Source organism: Vibrio sp. M260112, assembly GCF_036533775.1.
In the GTDB taxonomy this organism is placed as follows: domain Bacteria; phylum Pseudomonadota; class Gammaproteobacteria; order Enterobacterales; family Vibrionaceae; genus Vibrio.
In genome coordinates, this window is sequence record NZ_JATABH010000039.1 from 1 (window position 1) to 13,936 (window position 13,936).

The window sequence follows — 13,936 nt, forward strand, 5'->3', positions numbered from 1 at the left end:
CTTGTTCACGCTAGTGCGGCTTACCTTCAGGTATTTGGCAATCTGTGTTCGAGACCGCCCTTCTTTAAAGTGTGCTAGAGCAAGTAAACGCATCTTCATTTGTATAGACTTCTGCTGACTAGCGAGTTTTTTAAAGTCGATGTTGTCGAGGCTATCCATGGTATTCTCGTGTAGAAATGATAGCCTCAATTAGACCATATTTTTACTTAGATTGGTATTACGCCACGGGCTTTTTGTGTATTAGGGAGCAGGAGTGCTTCAGGTGTGGAAATCGGGTACGGGCTGTGGATTACGGATTACGCGCTTTGAGATAGGGGACAATACGAGCGCTGCGCCTTCGGACAATGGCAGCGGGACTTACGCTGAAGGTAAGGTTTGGCTGTAAACTGATGAGATGTTGGGCCTAGAAGATGTTGATAGGACTTGTCCCTGAAAAGAGAAATACTTTAGCCTACACCCATAAAAAAGCAGCCATTTGGCTGCCTTTGAATGTCTTTCTGAGTATCACACTTATTCTTGGGGGGCTTGTTCAAGATCGCACTCTTCGTCGATCTCCTTCTGTTTGAGTTTCGCTTTTTCAATCATAGGAGTGATGGTCGAGCCTTGGACAAGGATAGAAAATACCACTACTGAATATGTCATGACCAACACGATCTCTTTTACATCTATCAGCTTATCCTGAATGACCCAGATACCCGATGGAATTGATAGCGCCATCGCTAATGCCAGCCCACCACGGAGGCCACCCCAAGTGAGTATCCTGACAGACCAAGGGTTGTACTTGCGGTAGCGTTTGAAGCCAATGTAAGAGAAGAATACGCTCAGGTAGCGAGCTGCGAGTACTAATGGGATGGAGAACGCCATTAGGATCCAGTCTTCTTTATGGAACTCAAATAGTAACATAGACATACCAATGAGTAGGAATAGCACGCCATTTAAGAATTCATCTACTAGCTCCCAGAAGTGGTCTAAGTGGTCTTCACTTTCTTTAGAGAAACCGATAAAGCGAGTCCAGTTCCCTATCATGATACCTGACACAACCATAGCTAGCGGGCCTGAAACGTGTATCACTTCAGCAAACGCATAACCGGCCGTTGGCATACCAATCGTGAGCAGCAGTTCCATAGAGTGATCATCTGTAGCACTAATTAAGTAGTGGAAAAGTAGTCCTAGAGCAAAGCCATAGGCAATACCACCGATTGCTTCTTGAATGAACAGTAATGCCACACTGCCCACCGTTGGCGTTTCTGTGCCGAATGCGATGGTAAAAATAGTAACGAAGATTACTAAGCCGAAGCCATCGTTAAACAGAGATTCACCTTCGATTTGGGTTGAAATACGTTTTGGTGCATCAAGTTTCTTTACGATCGCAAGAACAGCGATAGGGTCGGTTGGCGAGATCAGTGCGCCAAATAACAAGCAATAAATGAGATTGAATTGAATGCCGATCAGTTGACAGAATCCATACAATACAAAGCCTATAAAGAATGTCGAAAACAGGGTCGCGCCGAGCGCAAGCACTGTGATTTCCCATCTTTGATCTTTTAAATTGGGAAGTTTGATTCCTAATCCGCCCGCAAATAACAGAAATCCAAGGATCCCTTTTAGAAGAAAGTCTTCAAAGTTAATGCTGGATACCGTGTTTGAAGCGATTTCAGTCAGGTGGAACCAATCATTCTGACCCGCAATTAAGATAAGTAGCGAAAGCATCATCGAACCAGCGGTAATCGCGATGGTGGTTTGCATCTTACCTATCTTGCTGTTTATAAAAGCAATCAACATCGCTGCTGCAGACAGGAAGCACAGTGTGTAGTAGACCGACATTAGAATCTCATTATGTAACAAATTATGAATGAAGATTTTCTGCCTACTATGTTCAAATAGCAAACACTTTTTGTAATAAGTAAGTCATCAATTTGATCTTTTAGACGTCTAGACTCCTTTAATAACTGTGATAGGATGGAGGCATAAATAAAGGAATGAGGCAGTACCGTGGGAAGTAATGTAAGGCAACAGATTGAAGCTCAATTAAAGCAACGTATCTTATTGATTGATGGTGGTATGGGCACCATGATCCAAGATTACAAATTGGAAGAGCAAGATTACCGAGGCGAGCGCTTTGCAGATTGGCACTGTGATTTGAAGGGTAATAATGACCTGTTAGTGTTGTCACAGCCAACGTTAATCAGAGATATCCACGCAGCGTATCTTGAAGCAGGGGCGGATATTCTTGAAACCAACACTTTCAATGCGACGACTATCGCTATGGCTGACTACGATATGGAAAGCCTCAGCGAAGAGATTAACTTTGCCGCAGCAAAATTGGCAAGAGAAGTCGCTGATGAATGGAGTGCGAAGACGCCAGATAAACCTCGCTATGTTGCCGGTGTTCTTGGTCCTACTAACCGCACATGTTCTATCTCACCGGATGTAAATGACCCTGGTTATCGAAATGTTAGCTTTGACCAGTTAGTTGAAGCGTATTCTGAATCGACTCGCGCCCTGATCCGAGGTGGGTCTGATCTTATCCTTATTGAAACCATTTTTGACACTTTGAATGCCAAGGCTTGTGCCTTCGCGGTTGATAGTGTGTTTGAAGAACTGGGTTTTAGCCTACCTGTTATGATCTCAGGTACCATTACCGATGCGTCGGGTCGGACATTATCCGGTCAAACAACCGAAGCCTTCTATAACTCTCTACGTCACGTTCAACCAATCTCATTTGGACTTAACTGTGCCCTTGGCCCTGATGAGCTAAGACCATACGTTGAAGAGCTTTCACGTATCTCTGAGACGTTTGTTTCAGCACACCCTAATGCGGGTTTGCCGAATGCTTTTGGTGAGTACGACCTTTCTCCTTCGGACATGGCGGTTCATGTCAAAGAGTGGGCTGAAAGTGGCTTTCTTAATTTAATTGGCGGGTGTTGTGGTACTACGCCTGAGCATATTCGCCAAATGGCAAAGGTGGTCGCTGGAGTAAAACCAAGAGCACTTCCTCAATTGACGGTGGCTTGTCGCTTATCAGGTCTTGAACCGTTAACGATTGAGAAGGAAACTCTGTTTGTTAACGTCGGCGAACGAACAAACGTTACTGGCTCTGCTCGCTTCAAACGATTGATCAAAGAAGAACTCTATGACGAAGCGTTAGAGGTTGCCCGCCAGCAAGTAGAGAACGGCGCACAGATCATCGATATCAATATGGATGAAGGCATGTTGGATGCGGAGGCGAGTATGGTTCGTTTCCTAAATCTATGTGCATCTGAGCCAGAAATCTCGAAAGTCCCTATCATGGTCGATTCATCCAAATGGGAAGTCATTGAAGCGGGTCTAAAGTGTATTCAGGGCAAAGGCATTGTTAACTCCATATCTCTTAAAGAGGGTAAAGAGAAATTTGTCGAACAGGCTAAGTTGATTCGCCGTTACGGTGCGGCTGTTATTGTCATGGCATTTGATGAAATCGGTCAGGCAGAGACACGTGCACGTAAACTAGAGATATGTACGAATGCCTACAATATCTTAGTCAATGAAGTCGGTTTCCCACCGGAAGATATCATTTTCGACCCAAATATTTTCGCTGTTGCAACGGGCATTGAGGAACACAACAATTATGCGGTGGACTTTATTGCAGCGGTAGCAGACATCAAACGCGACCTCCCTTATGCGATGATATCTGGTGGCGTTTCGAACGTCTCCTTCTCTTTCCGAGGTAATAACTATGTTCGAGAAGCGATTCATGCTGTGTTCCTCTACCACTGCTTTAAGAACGGCATGGATATGGGTATCGTAAATGCAGGGCAACTGGAAATATACGACAACGTACCCGAGAAGTTGCGTGAAGCGGTTGAGGATGTGGTGCTCAACCGTCGCGATGACAGTACTGAGAGGTTACTGGATATTGCTGCGGAGTACGCAGACAAGGGTGTAGGTAAAGAAGAAGACGCGTCGGCACTTGAGTGGCGTACTTGGCCTGTTGAAAAACGTTTAGAGCACGCCTTAGTAAAAGGTATTACCGAGTTTATTGTTGAAGATACTGAGGAAGCGCGCGTGAATGCTGCCAAACCGTTAGAGGTGATTGAAGGCCCTCTCATGGATGGTATGAACGTCGTCGGTGACCTGTTTGGTGAAGGCAAAATGTTCCTACCTCAGGTGGTGAAGTCAGCACGTGTAATGAAGCAGGCAGTTGCCCACCTAGAGCCATTTATCAATGCGGGCAAACAGGCGGGATCTACTAACGGTAAGATTTTATTAGCAACGGTGAAAGGTGATGTTCACGATATTGGTAAGAATATCGTAGGTGTCGTTTTGCAATGTAATAACTATGAAATTATCGATCTCGGGGTGATGGTTCCGTGTGAACAGATCCTTAAAGTCGCCAAAGAAAAGAATGTCGATATCATTGGACTTTCCGGCTTAATTACCCCTTCACTCGACGAAATGGTTCATGTTGCCAAAGAGATGGAACGTCTTAATTTCGATTTGCCGCTTTTGATTGGTGGTGCAACCACATCTAAAGCTCATACCGCTGTTAAGATAGAGCAGAACTACAAACATCCCGTTGTTTATGTAAACAATGCGTCTCGAGCGGTTGGTGTGTGTACCTCGCTGCTTTCAAATGAACTGCGCCCTGATTTTGTTGAAAAGCTTGATGCAGATTATGTACGTGTACGTGATCAACATAACCGCAAAAAGCCACGTACTAAGCCTGTTACTCTTGAACAAGCACGAGTGAACAAGGTTGCCATTGACTGGGAGAGTTACACACCGCCAGTTCCTGCTAAGCCGGGTGTGCATGTATTTGACGATTTTGACATCGGTACCTTGCGTAAGTACATCGATTGGACGCCATTCTTTATGACATGGTCTTTGGTGGGTAAGTATCCCACTATTTTCCAACATGAAGAGGTAGGTGAAGAAGCAAAACGTCTCTTTGAGGACGCGAATGAACTACTCGATCGTGTTGAACAAGAAGGTTTGATGCAGGCGCGAGGAATGTGTGCACTTTTCCCTGCTGCAAGTATTGGCGATGATATCGAGGTCTATACTGATGAATCTCGTACTGAAGTAGCTAAAGTTCTGCATAACTTACGTCAGCAAACCGAGAAACCTAAAGGCTTTAACTACTGTTTGTCTGATTACATAGCACCTAAGGAGTCGGGCAAAAAAGATTGGATTGGTGCCTTTGCTGTAACAGGTGGTATCAATGAACGGGAGCTGGCTGATCAGTACAAAGCGCAGGGTGATGACTACAATGCGATCATGATTCAAGCGGTTGCTGACCGATTGGCTGAAGCCTTCGCTGAGTATCTGCATGAGCGGGTACGTAAAGAGATCTGGGGTTATGCCGAAGATGAAAACTTATCCAATGAAGAGCTCATTAGAGAGAAGTATCAAGGTATTCGTCCTGCGCCTGGATATCCGGCTTGTCCTGAACATACCGAGAAAGGCCCATTGTGGGAGTTGATGAAAGTCGAAGAGACGATAGGGATGACCTTAACGTCCAGTTACGCGATGTTCCCTGGGGCGTCTGTTTCGGGCTGGTACTTCTCTCATCCAGATTCTCGCTACTTTGCGATCGCACAGATCCAACAAGATCAAGTTGAAAGTTACGCGCAGCGCAAGGGATGGGATATGCTTGAAGCAGAGAAATGGCTGGGCCCTAACATTAACGGCTAGAGCCTTTCCTGATAGAAAAAGCGCAGCTCAATGAGCTGCGCTTTTTAATATGTATCTGAGACTAGATCAGGATTGTCGCAAGTCCGAGGAATACCGACAAACCAATGACATCGGTGACGGTTGTTAGAGCCATTCCCCCTGCCAGTGCTGGATCGATATTCATTTTCTTGAGTAGGATCGGAATGGTTACACCGGCAACACCAGCAACAAACAAGTTGGTTAACATCGCTGCCGAGATGATTCCACCCAACATCCAGTTTCCTTTCCAAGCAACGACAATACCACCGATAATTAATGCCCACATGATGCCATTGAGTAGGCCGATGGCCGCCTCTTTCATCAGTAGTTCACGCTTGTTGGAATCACCGATATGGCCAAGCGCTAGACCGCGGATCACCAGAGCGACGGTTTGGTTACCAGCAACCCCGCCCATCGAAGGCACAATGGTCATCAACACGGCGATCGCGGCCATCTGATCGAGAGTGGCTTCAAACATGTTTGAGACCGATGCCGCAGCAAGAGCAGCAAGAACATTAGCACCTAACCAAATACTGCGTTTTCGTGCTGATTTTACCACTGGGGCGAAAGTATCTTCGTCATCATCCATACCCGCCATACTCATCATCGAGTGTTCTGCGTCTTCACGAATGACATCGACAACGTCATCGATAGTAATACGTCCGACAAGGTGCTGCTTGTCGTCGATTACAGGAGCTGAAATCCAGTTACGACGTTCAAACAAGCTCGCTATGTCTGAGTCGCTCATCGTTACATCGATAGCTTCGTCGGCATCTTCCATCACATCACTGACTTTGACGTCTGGTTGCGTTGTGATGAGTGTTGTGATCGGCAGTTCGCCGATCAGTCGGCTCTCTTCATCGATAACGTAGAGTGCGTCAGTAGCTTCCGGCAACTCGCCTTTCATGCGCAGATAACGTAATACAACGTCGACATCGACATCACCACGAATAGTGATGACGTCGGTGTTCATTAAACTACCGGCGGTGTCTTCTGGGTAGGAAAGGGCAGTTTCAACTAATAGACGCTCAGCTGCGTCCATTTGAGATAAAACTTCTCTTGAAACATCATCGGGTAGGCTTCGAAGAACGTAAGCGACATCATCCGTCTCCATACCTTCGGTTGCTTCTGCCAGCTTTTCTGGTGCCATTCTAGACACTAGATCGTCTTTCACATCCTCATTCAGTTCATCGAGGATTTCACCATAATCTTCTGGGTCGGTGAGCTGCCAAAGAACTTCACGGCTTTTACGAGGTGATGCTTCTAATAGATGGGCAATATCTTCCGGTTCCATGTCCTGCAATTGACGACGGACATGGACAAAACGGCCATTTTCTAGCGCTTCAGTAACTTCTTTCAGGGCTTGGTGAGCTTGATCGAACTCTATTTGCTCTGCCATTGATTCCCCCTGACTCTATATTCATACAATACTATGAATAGTAACCGAATTTTAGGATGGATTTAATAAGTTAATGTGAAGAAAGGTCATTTAGTTAGAGCATTTACGAGGATTACTCCTCTTCATCAAACTTATCTTCAATAAGATGACAGACTGCTTCTAACGCGGGATGAGCATCGTTTCCCTCGGCACTAATGGTAACGTGCTCTCCCTGAGCTGATTCTAGCATCAGCAGCCCCATGACACTATCGGCAGTGGCTTCTTTACCTTCATGGTTTTGGATCGTCAGAATGGCGTCGTAAGATTGGGCAAGTTCAACCAGTTTTACAGCAGCACGAGCATGAAGCCCAAGACGATTTTGAATTAACACAGTACGACTTTGCTGCTGCATAAACTTATTCCTTATGATTTTTCTCTAATGAGGCATGGCGTATTTGTACTTGGTGTCCCATTTCGGCAAAGTACTCGCCAATTTGCTGAGTAAGATAGACGGAGCGGTGTTTTCCGCCCGTGCATCCAATCGCTACGGTTAGGTAGCTACGATTATTTTTCTCTAATAAGGGTAGCCAGTCTTCAATAAATTTTTGGATCTGACGTTTCAGTTCCATAACCTCTTGGTGACCTTCTAAGAAAGACTTAATAGGGGCATCTAATCCTGTTAGGGGGCGTAAATCTGGCTCCCAATGTGGATTGGGTAAGAAGCGAACGTCGAAGACATAGTCTGCATCACTTGGGAGTCCATACTTAAAACCAAATGACTGGAACACCATGACGAGGTCTTTACGCTCACGACCTTCAACTCTCATGCGCACGGTTTCGCTGAGTTCGTGTAGAGATTGGTTGCTGCTGTCGATGACCAAATCGGCATGTTCTTTCAGCGGGGATAGAATACATCTCTCTTTTTCGATCGCTTGTTCGAGTGAAGTATTGCCCAAACTCAATGACAAGGGATGGATTCGACGAGTTTCGCTGTAGCGTTTAAGCAATGTGTCTTTGTTCGCATCTAAGAATAGAACGCTAACATCCGAGTCTTGCTTAAGTTTAGCCAGTACGTCTTCAACAAGATTCGGCTCAGTGGGCAGATTACGAATATCGATGCTGACAGCAACGTTTTGCTTACTGGACTGAACTGTTTTGACGAAGACTTCGAGCAAATCGACGGGGAGGTTATCAACGCAGTAATAGCCAAGATCCTCGAGAACTCGCAATGCGACGCTTTTTCCAGCGCCTGATTGGCCGCTTACAACGATGAGACGCATTATTTATTGACCATTATGTCGTAAAGCTCTTGATCAGACTGAGCCTTGCGAAGCTGTTTTAGGATCTGCTTATCGTTTAAACGCTCTGCCATACTAGAAAGGGTTTTTAGGTGCTCTTTACATTGCGCGTCAGGCACGAGAAGAGCAAAAAGTAGGTCTACGGGGCGGTTATCGATAGAATCAAATTCAACCGGAGATTCACATTGCAGTAAAACTGCAACTGCTTTATCGCTGGACTGCATACGAGCATGGGGAATGGCAATTCCATTTCCAATGCCAGTACTGCCAACTTTCTCGCGACTTAGCATACATTCAAATAATTCAGTTGAGTTTTGACCTGTCTGTTCAGCAACGAGTTCACTGATTAGCTCTAGGGCTCTTTTTTTACTAGTACATTGAACTGCACTTTTCGTGCAGTTCAATGTAAGGATTTCGCTTAGTTGCATGGTTTTAGTGGGCGTTTAGCTTTTCTTTGTGCTTGTTGAGCTGTCGAACAAGTTTGTCGACGAGCGAATCTATGGCTGCATACATGCTTTCATCGTCAGAAGAGGCATGAATTTCACCTTGGTTAACGTGAAGGGTAGCTTCTGCGATTTGACGTAGTTTTTCAACTTTTAATACAACATGTACGCTGTTGATGTGGTCGAAAAAGCGTTCTAGCTTTTGAAACTTTTCGTTTACGTAGTCTTGCATTGAATCGGTTAGATCAACGTGATGGCCATTAATATTGATTTGCATAGACTTTCCTTCTCGGTTTTTAGGCCTTATAGCAGGCGTTTGCGCTGACTTGATGGTGCAATACCTAGTGACTCTCGGTATTTAGCGATTGTTCGTCTAGCGACCTGAATCCCTTGGTCAGCGAGTAGAGCAGCAATCTTGCTATCACTAAGTGGTTTGGCACTGTTTTCGGCAGCGACAAGCTTCTTGATGAGGGCTCGAATTGCAGTTGATGAGCATTCTCCGCCATTGTCAGTACTGACATGACTTGAAAAGAAGTACTTCAATTCAAAAATGCCACGAGGGGTATGCATGTACTTTTGCGTTGTCACCCTTGATATGGTGGATTCATGCATGTCGACCGCGAGAGCGACATCATTCAGCACCATAGGTTTCATGGCTTCTTCTCCATACTCAAAGAAATCGCGCTGATGTTCAACAATACACTTAGCAACTTTGAGCAGAGTCTCGTTTCTACTTTCTAAACTTTTAATCAGCCATTTTGCTTCTTGCAAATTGCTGCGGATATACTGACTGTCAGCACTGTTGCCTTTGCCTAAGGCCGCATATTGCTGATTTACTTTCAGTCTTGGAACTGAATCTGGGTTGATCGTTACAACCCACTTGCCGTGATCTTTGTAAACTGAGACATCAGGAATGACGTATTCAGCGTGCTCTGAAGCAATACGGCTCCCCGGTCTTGGATCGAGCTGCTGAACGAGTTTGAGAGCTTCGCGTATCTCCGCTTCTTTCAGTTTAGTCTCTTTAATGATCAGTTTGTAATCTCGATTGCCTAACTGATCAATGTGATGGGTAAGAATTAATTTCGCTTCTGCGAGCCAAGGAGTGTCTTCAGGATAAGTGGCTAGTTGCAGCAGTAGACAGTCCTGCAAATTAACGGAGGCTACACCGAGAGGATCAAATTGTTGGACACGCTTGCGTACAGCTTCAATTTCTTCGATCTCAATTTCTTCGTTATTGAAATTTTCTAAGATCTCTTCAGTGGAAACGGTTAAGTATCCGTAGTCATCAATGGCATCAATTAAGGCGAGAGCGATGGTTCGATCTGTTTCACTAAATGGCGTTAGGTCAAGCTGCCAAATGAGATAGTCTTGCAAAGACTGGGTGGTTTCACCTTGATAAACAGGAGTATCATCGTCGAGAGCAATGCCTGTACTGCCGGTATTCGCGCTATAGACATCATCCCAAGTGGTATCAATGTCGAGGTCGTTACTAATTTCAGATTTTTCGATGAGTTCAGAACTGTCTTTGACGTCGGGTTCCGCGGTATCTGCAAGTTCTACCGTAGGCTCTTTTTCCTCACTGCGGGTATTGTCTTCAACCGTTGGTTCGTCATGGGCCTCTTCTACCTCAAGTAGAGGATTTGAATCCAATGCTTCTTGAATTTCCTGTTGAAGATCTAGCGTTGACAGTTGCAACAAACGTATTGCTTGTTGCAATTGAGGAGTCATCGCTAACTGCTGTCCTAGCTTGAGTTGTAATGAGGGTTTCATTCAGTATTGCTTGCCTTCATGCTGGAGAATCTTACCGTTCTTCCCTTTAATCATAGACGGAATTGCTCGCCGAGATAAACTTGTTTCACTTGTTCGTTGTTAAGCACTTGCTCCGGTGTACCTTCTGCAATCAGGTGTCCTTGACTTACAATGTACGCTTTTTCACATACATCAAGCGTTTCACGAACGTTATGGTCAGTGATCAAAACGCCAAGACCACGATCTCTCAGATGTTCAATGATCTTTTTGATGTCGATGACCGAAATAGGGTCAACGCCAGCAAAAGGTTCGTCCAACAAAATAAATTGTGGATTGGCTGCAAGTGCCCTTGCTATCTCAACTCTTCGACGTTCACCACCAGATAATGCCATACCAGCGCTGTTGCGTATGTGCTGAATGTGGAATTCTTCCAATAAATCTTCCAACTTGTCTTGGCGCTCTTCTCTCGTCATTTCCTCACGAGTTTCGAGAACCGCCATGATGTTATCTTCCACTGAGAGTTTGCGGAAAATAGACGCCTCTTGTGGAAGGTAGCCTATCCCCATACGTGAACGGCTGTGCATCGGTAAGATACTGATGTCTTTATCATCGATAGTAATTGAGCCTTCATCACGAGCGACCAATCCTACAATCATATAGAAGGATGTTGTTTTCCCTGCTCCGTTAGGACCAAGCAGGCCAACGATTTGGCCTGATTCTACTTGAAGACTTACATCCGTTACGACGGTTCGATTGCCATAGGTTTTCGCTAAGTGCTCAGCTTTAAGTATTGCCATAACTATTCTTGTACTGCTTGTGGCTGAAGAACGGTAGATACGCGGTCGCCTTTCTCTTTACCGTCAGCAATCAGCTTTTGAGAAGAGATTTTGTAGCGAATCTTAGTACCGCGGATAACACTATCGTCTTGAGATAGCATCGCTTGATCTATCATGGTTAGTTGATCATCGACCATGACATAGTAAAGCTCTTTTGCTTCACCATACAGAGTTTTGCCATCGTCAGTGAGCTGTGAGAACGTCGCCAGATTGCCGTAGCCTTCAATCTCTTGGATTGAGCCATCTTTCGGGTCACGAGTCACTATCACTTTGTCTGCGTTAATGTTGATACTGCCTTGTTTCAACTTAACGTCACCGATAAATGTGACTTTGTTGCTTTGCATATCGAGCTGTTGACTGTCAGAGTCGATATAAACTGGCTGTTCCTGGTCTGTTGATAGCGCCAATGCTTGGCTAGACAGAAATAAACAAGAAATCAGACTAAGGTGTGAGAGTTTCATATCTACCTTGTACGTGCTTGTATAGGGTTGCGTGATTATCGGCAAAATTGCCTGTCATTGCTTGTCCCACTGTTTCAAATTGAGGCCCAACCATAATGACTTGGTTGTCTGCCCAAAAGTCTCTGCTGTCCAACTGAATATTCATGATATCGGTGGACAAAGTGTCAAAACCTGATTCTGGAAGTAAATTGCTTGCTAGGACGTCCTTATAAAGCGTTAAGACATGCTCTTTGGTCAATACGCCACGCTCAGCCGTTATCTCCCACTCTTGAGTGGTACCTTCTTTATAAACCTTCAAAACCGGTTGGTTAAAAATTGTGTCACCACTTTTTGCGTAGTGGTCGAGATTTACCGATGTAATCACGTAGCTGCGGATACCACTTTCAGTGTAAGAGGTATTTTCTAAACCTTTTCCGCTAAACATCGGTAGCTCTGTATCTGGCTCTACCTGAATATCATAACTCTGCTGTTGGTCGAAAAGATAGTAAGCAGACCAGCATATTATGAAAGTTAGGATCAGATAGCCAATACGAGAAAGACTCATATACTTAGACCTTTATGAACATCAAGTTCGTTTCGTGCTTGAAGGATGAGGTCACAAACTTCTCTTACTGCACCATGTCCACCTTTAATTACGGTGACATAATTTGCTCTTTTTGCCAGTAGCGGATGCCCGTCTGCGACACAAACCTTGAGTGCGACTTGCTCCATTACGGGCCAGTCAATCAGGTCATCGCCAATATACCCGGTATGCTGTGGCAAGATATTGAGTTTATCGCAAATGTCTCGATATGCTTTTACTTTGTCGTCTTGACCTTGGTATATCAGTGAAATACCAAGCGCTTTCATTCGATTTTCGACAATTTGCGAACGGCGACCAGTGATGATGGCTATTTTGATACCAGCATTCATTAGTGATTTTACGCCATAGCCATCTCGAGTATGAAAAGTTTTAAGTTCTTCACCCTCGTTGCCCATGTAAATTAAACCGTCGGAGAAGACGCCATCAACGTCACAGATAAGCAATTTAATTTGTTTGGCAATTTCTAATGTGGATTGTTCCACTGGTTGATATAAAGTTTCAATCATTTTCGACATTACATCACTCCGGCTTTTAGTAAATCATGCATGTTAAGCGCGCCGACAACTTTGCCGTTTTCGCATAGCACCAAACCATTAATGCTCTTGTCTTGCATTAGATTAAGTCCTTCGGCCGCAAGCATATTTGGTTCTGCAATGGTTGGATTAACCGTCATAACATCGCCGATCAGAGCGGTATGAATATCAATGCGTTTGTCCAGAATTCGACGTAGATCCCCATCGGTAAAAATACCGATCAGTTGCTGGTGGTCATCAACCACAGCGGTCATTCCTAGACCTTTCTGACTGATTTCTAGTAATGCCTCACGGACAACGGTACTGGGAGTTACCAGAGGAAGGCTATCGCCAGTGTGCATGATGTCTGCCAGTTTTAGCAGCAACTTGCGACCCAGCGCTCCACCTGGGTGTGACAGCGCAAAATCTTCAGCAGTAAATCCGCGAGCCTGCATTAATGCCATCGCCAACGCATCGCCCATAACTAGAGTGGCGGTTGTGCTTGAGGTTGGAGCAAGCTGAATAGGGCATGCCTCTTTTGGCACTGTGATTTGGAGATGAATATCTGACAGTTTTGCCATATTTGAGGCTGGCTTGCCTGTCATACTAATAATTTTAATGTTGAGTCGCTTCAATACTGGGAAAAGACTCAAGATCTCAGAAGACTCGCCTGAGTTTGAGATAGCAAGAACCACATCACCGGGTTCAATCATACCGAGGTCGCCATGAGCCGCTTCACCCGGGTGGACGAAGAATGCCGATGTGCCTGTACTGGCTAATGTTGCGGCAATCTTGTTGCCAATATGGCCAGATTTACCCATCCCCATGACAACGACTTTGCCTTCTTTATTCGCACGGATTAGCTCACAAGCTTTGATAAAGTCGTCGTTGATGTATTGGTCGAGTTGTTTTAGGGCCTCAACTTCGGTTTGTAAAACCTCTAGGGCAGCTGAGCGATAATCAAACATAAATACTCCGAGATGAG

General features: G+C 45.0%; 15 protein-coding genes. 2 read left to right on the forward strand and 13 right to left on the reverse strand.

All coding sequences use genetic code 11. From position 1 onward, the window contains the following. Positions 1-159 (reverse strand): helix-turn-helix domain-containing protein (locus QTN95_RS15105; RefSeq protein ID WP_331418052.1); only part of this gene is annotated, 159 nt, incomplete at its 3' end. A gap of 94 nt (positions 160-253) precedes the next feature. Here QTN95_RS15105 and QTN95_RS15110 point away from each other — a divergent pair. Beyond that, complete coding sequence (locus QTN95_RS15110; RefSeq protein WP_331418027.1) at positions 254-385, forward strand: hypothetical protein; 132 nt, start codon at positions 254-256, stop codon at positions 383-385. 125 nt (positions 386-510) lie between these two features. Here QTN95_RS15110 and QTN95_RS15115 read toward each other — a convergent pair whose 3' ends face one another. Next, the gene (locus QTN95_RS15115) at positions 511-1,824 is read right to left on the reverse strand and encodes a cation:proton antiporter (RefSeq protein WP_331418028.1); all 1,314 of its coding nucleotides are present in this window, start codon (positions 1,822-1,824) and stop codon (positions 511-513) included. 168 nt (positions 1,825-1,992) lie between these two features. Here QTN95_RS15115 and metH point away from each other — a divergent pair, with 168 nt between their 5' ends. Then, positions 1,993-5,673: a methionine synthase gene (gene metH, locus QTN95_RS15120; protein WP_331418029.1), complete on the forward strand. Its 3,681-nt coding sequence runs from the start codon at positions 1,993-1,995 to the stop codon at positions 5,671-5,673. Between the two features lie 61 nt (positions 5,674-5,734). Here metH and mgtE read toward each other — a convergent pair whose 3' ends face one another. The 11 genes from mgtE to QTN95_RS15175 form a co-directional block, all read right to left on the reverse strand. Further along, the gene (gene mgtE / locus QTN95_RS15125; RefSeq protein ID WP_138971416.1) at positions 5,735-7,090 is read right to left on the reverse strand and encodes a magnesium transporter; all 1,356 of its coding nucleotides are present in this window, start codon (positions 7,088-7,090) and stop codon (positions 5,735-5,737) included. A 112-nt stretch (positions 7,091-7,202) separates the two neighbouring features. Further along, positions 7,203-7,481: an HPr family phosphocarrier protein gene (locus QTN95_RS15130; protein WP_138971417.1), complete on the reverse strand. Its 279-nt coding sequence runs from the start codon at positions 7,479-7,481 to the stop codon at positions 7,203-7,205. Positions 7,482-7,485: 4 nt separating this feature from the next. After that, on the reverse strand, positions 7,486-8,349 hold the full coding sequence (gene rapZ, locus QTN95_RS15135) for an RNase adapter RapZ (protein WP_138971418.1): 864 nt from the start codon (positions 8,347-8,349) through the stop codon (positions 7,486-7,488). Beyond that, complete coding sequence (gene ptsN / locus QTN95_RS15140) at positions 8,349-8,795, reverse strand: PTS IIA-like nitrogen regulatory protein PtsN (protein WP_331418030.1); 447 nt, start codon at positions 8,793-8,795, stop codon at positions 8,349-8,351. The genes rapZ and ptsN overlap by 1 nt, the downstream gene beginning before the upstream one ends. 4 nt (positions 8,796-8,799) lie before the next feature. Further along, positions 8,800-9,087, reverse strand: coding sequence for a ribosome hibernation promoting factor (gene hpf / locus QTN95_RS15145; RefSeq protein WP_138971420.1), 288 nt, complete (start codon positions 9,085-9,087; stop codon positions 8,800-8,802). 26 nt (positions 9,088-9,113) lie between these two features. Continuing rightward, positions 9,114-10,580: an RNA polymerase factor sigma-54 gene (locus tag QTN95_RS15150; protein WP_331418031.1), complete on the reverse strand. Its 1,467-nt coding sequence runs from the start codon at positions 10,578-10,580 to the stop codon at positions 9,114-9,116. Positions 10,581-10,630: 50 nt separating this feature from the next. Continuing rightward, the gene (gene lptB, locus QTN95_RS15155; RefSeq protein WP_138971422.1) at positions 10,631-11,356 is read right to left on the reverse strand and encodes an LPS export ABC transporter ATP-binding protein; all 726 of its coding nucleotides are present in this window, start codon (positions 11,354-11,356) and stop codon (positions 10,631-10,633) included. A 2-nt stretch (positions 11,357-11,358) separates the two neighbouring features. Then, a complete protein-coding gene (gene lptA / locus QTN95_RS15160) occupies positions 11,359-11,856 on the reverse strand; it encodes a lipopolysaccharide transport periplasmic protein LptA (RefSeq protein ID WP_269378516.1) in 498 nt (165 codons plus the stop codon). Next, positions 11,837-12,400: an LPS export ABC transporter periplasmic protein LptC gene (gene lptC, locus QTN95_RS15165; RefSeq protein ID WP_331418032.1), complete on the reverse strand. Its 564-nt coding sequence runs from the start codon at positions 12,398-12,400 to the stop codon at positions 11,837-11,839. The genes lptA and lptC overlap by 20 nt, the downstream gene beginning before the upstream one ends. Next, a complete protein-coding gene (kdsC, locus tag QTN95_RS15170) occupies positions 12,397-12,954 on the reverse strand; it encodes a 3-deoxy-manno-octulosonate-8-phosphatase KdsC (RefSeq protein ID WP_138971425.1) in 558 nt (185 codons plus the stop codon). The genes lptC and kdsC overlap by 4 nt, the downstream gene beginning before the upstream one ends. Beyond that, complete coding sequence (locus tag QTN95_RS15175) at positions 12,954-13,919, reverse strand: KpsF/GutQ family sugar-phosphate isomerase (protein ID WP_331418033.1); 966 nt, start codon at positions 13,917-13,919, stop codon at positions 12,954-12,956. Before QTN95_RS15175 ends, kdsC begins: the two co-directional genes overlap by 1 nt. Between the last annotated feature and the right edge of the window lie 17 nt (positions 13,920-13,936).

Bases quoted from the DNA above. Each gene is read 5' to 3' on its own strand.
- QTN95_RS15115 (WP_331418028.1), bottom strand. From the start codon at position 1,824: ATGTCGGTCTACTACACACTGTGCTTCCTGTCTGCAGCAGCGATGTTG.
- mgtE (WP_138971416.1), bottom strand. From the start codon at position 7,090: ATGGCAGAGCAAATAGAGTTCGATCAAGCTCACCAAGCCCTGAAAGAA.
- QTN95_RS15130 (WP_138971417.1), bottom strand. From the start codon at position 7,481: ATGCAGCAGCAAAGTCGTACTGTGTTAATTCAAAATCGTCTTGGGCTT.
- rapZ (WP_138971418.1), bottom strand. From the start codon at position 8,349: ATGCGTCTCATCGTTGTAAGCGGCCAATCAGGCGCTGGAAAAAGCGTC.
- ptsN (WP_331418030.1), bottom strand. From the start codon at position 8,795: ATGCAACTAAGCGAAATCCTTACATTGAACTGCACGAAAAGTGCAGTT.
- hpf (WP_138971420.1), bottom strand. From the start codon at position 9,087: ATGCAAATCAATATTAATGGCCATCACGTTGATCTAACCGATTCAATG.
- QTN95_RS15150 (WP_331418031.1), bottom strand. From the start codon at position 10,580: ATGAAACCCTCATTACAACTCAAGCTAGGACAGCAGTTAGCGATGACT.
- lptB (WP_138971422.1), bottom strand. From the start codon at position 11,356: ATGGCAATACTTAAAGCTGAGCACTTAGCGAAAACCTATGGCAATCGA.
- lptA (WP_269378516.1), bottom strand. From the start codon at position 11,856: ATGAAACTCTCACACCTTAGTCTGATTTCTTGTTTATTTCTGTCTAGC.
- lptC (WP_331418032.1), bottom strand. From the start codon at position 12,400: ATGAGTCTTTCTCGTATTGGCTATCTGATCCTAACTTTCATAATATGC.
- kdsC (WP_138971425.1), bottom strand. From the start codon at position 12,954: ATGTCGAAAATGATTGAAACTTTATATCAACCAGTGGAACAATCCACA.
- QTN95_RS15175 (WP_331418033.1), bottom strand. From the start codon at position 13,919: ATGTTTGATTATCGCTCAGCTGCCCTAGAGGTTTTACAAACCGAAGTT.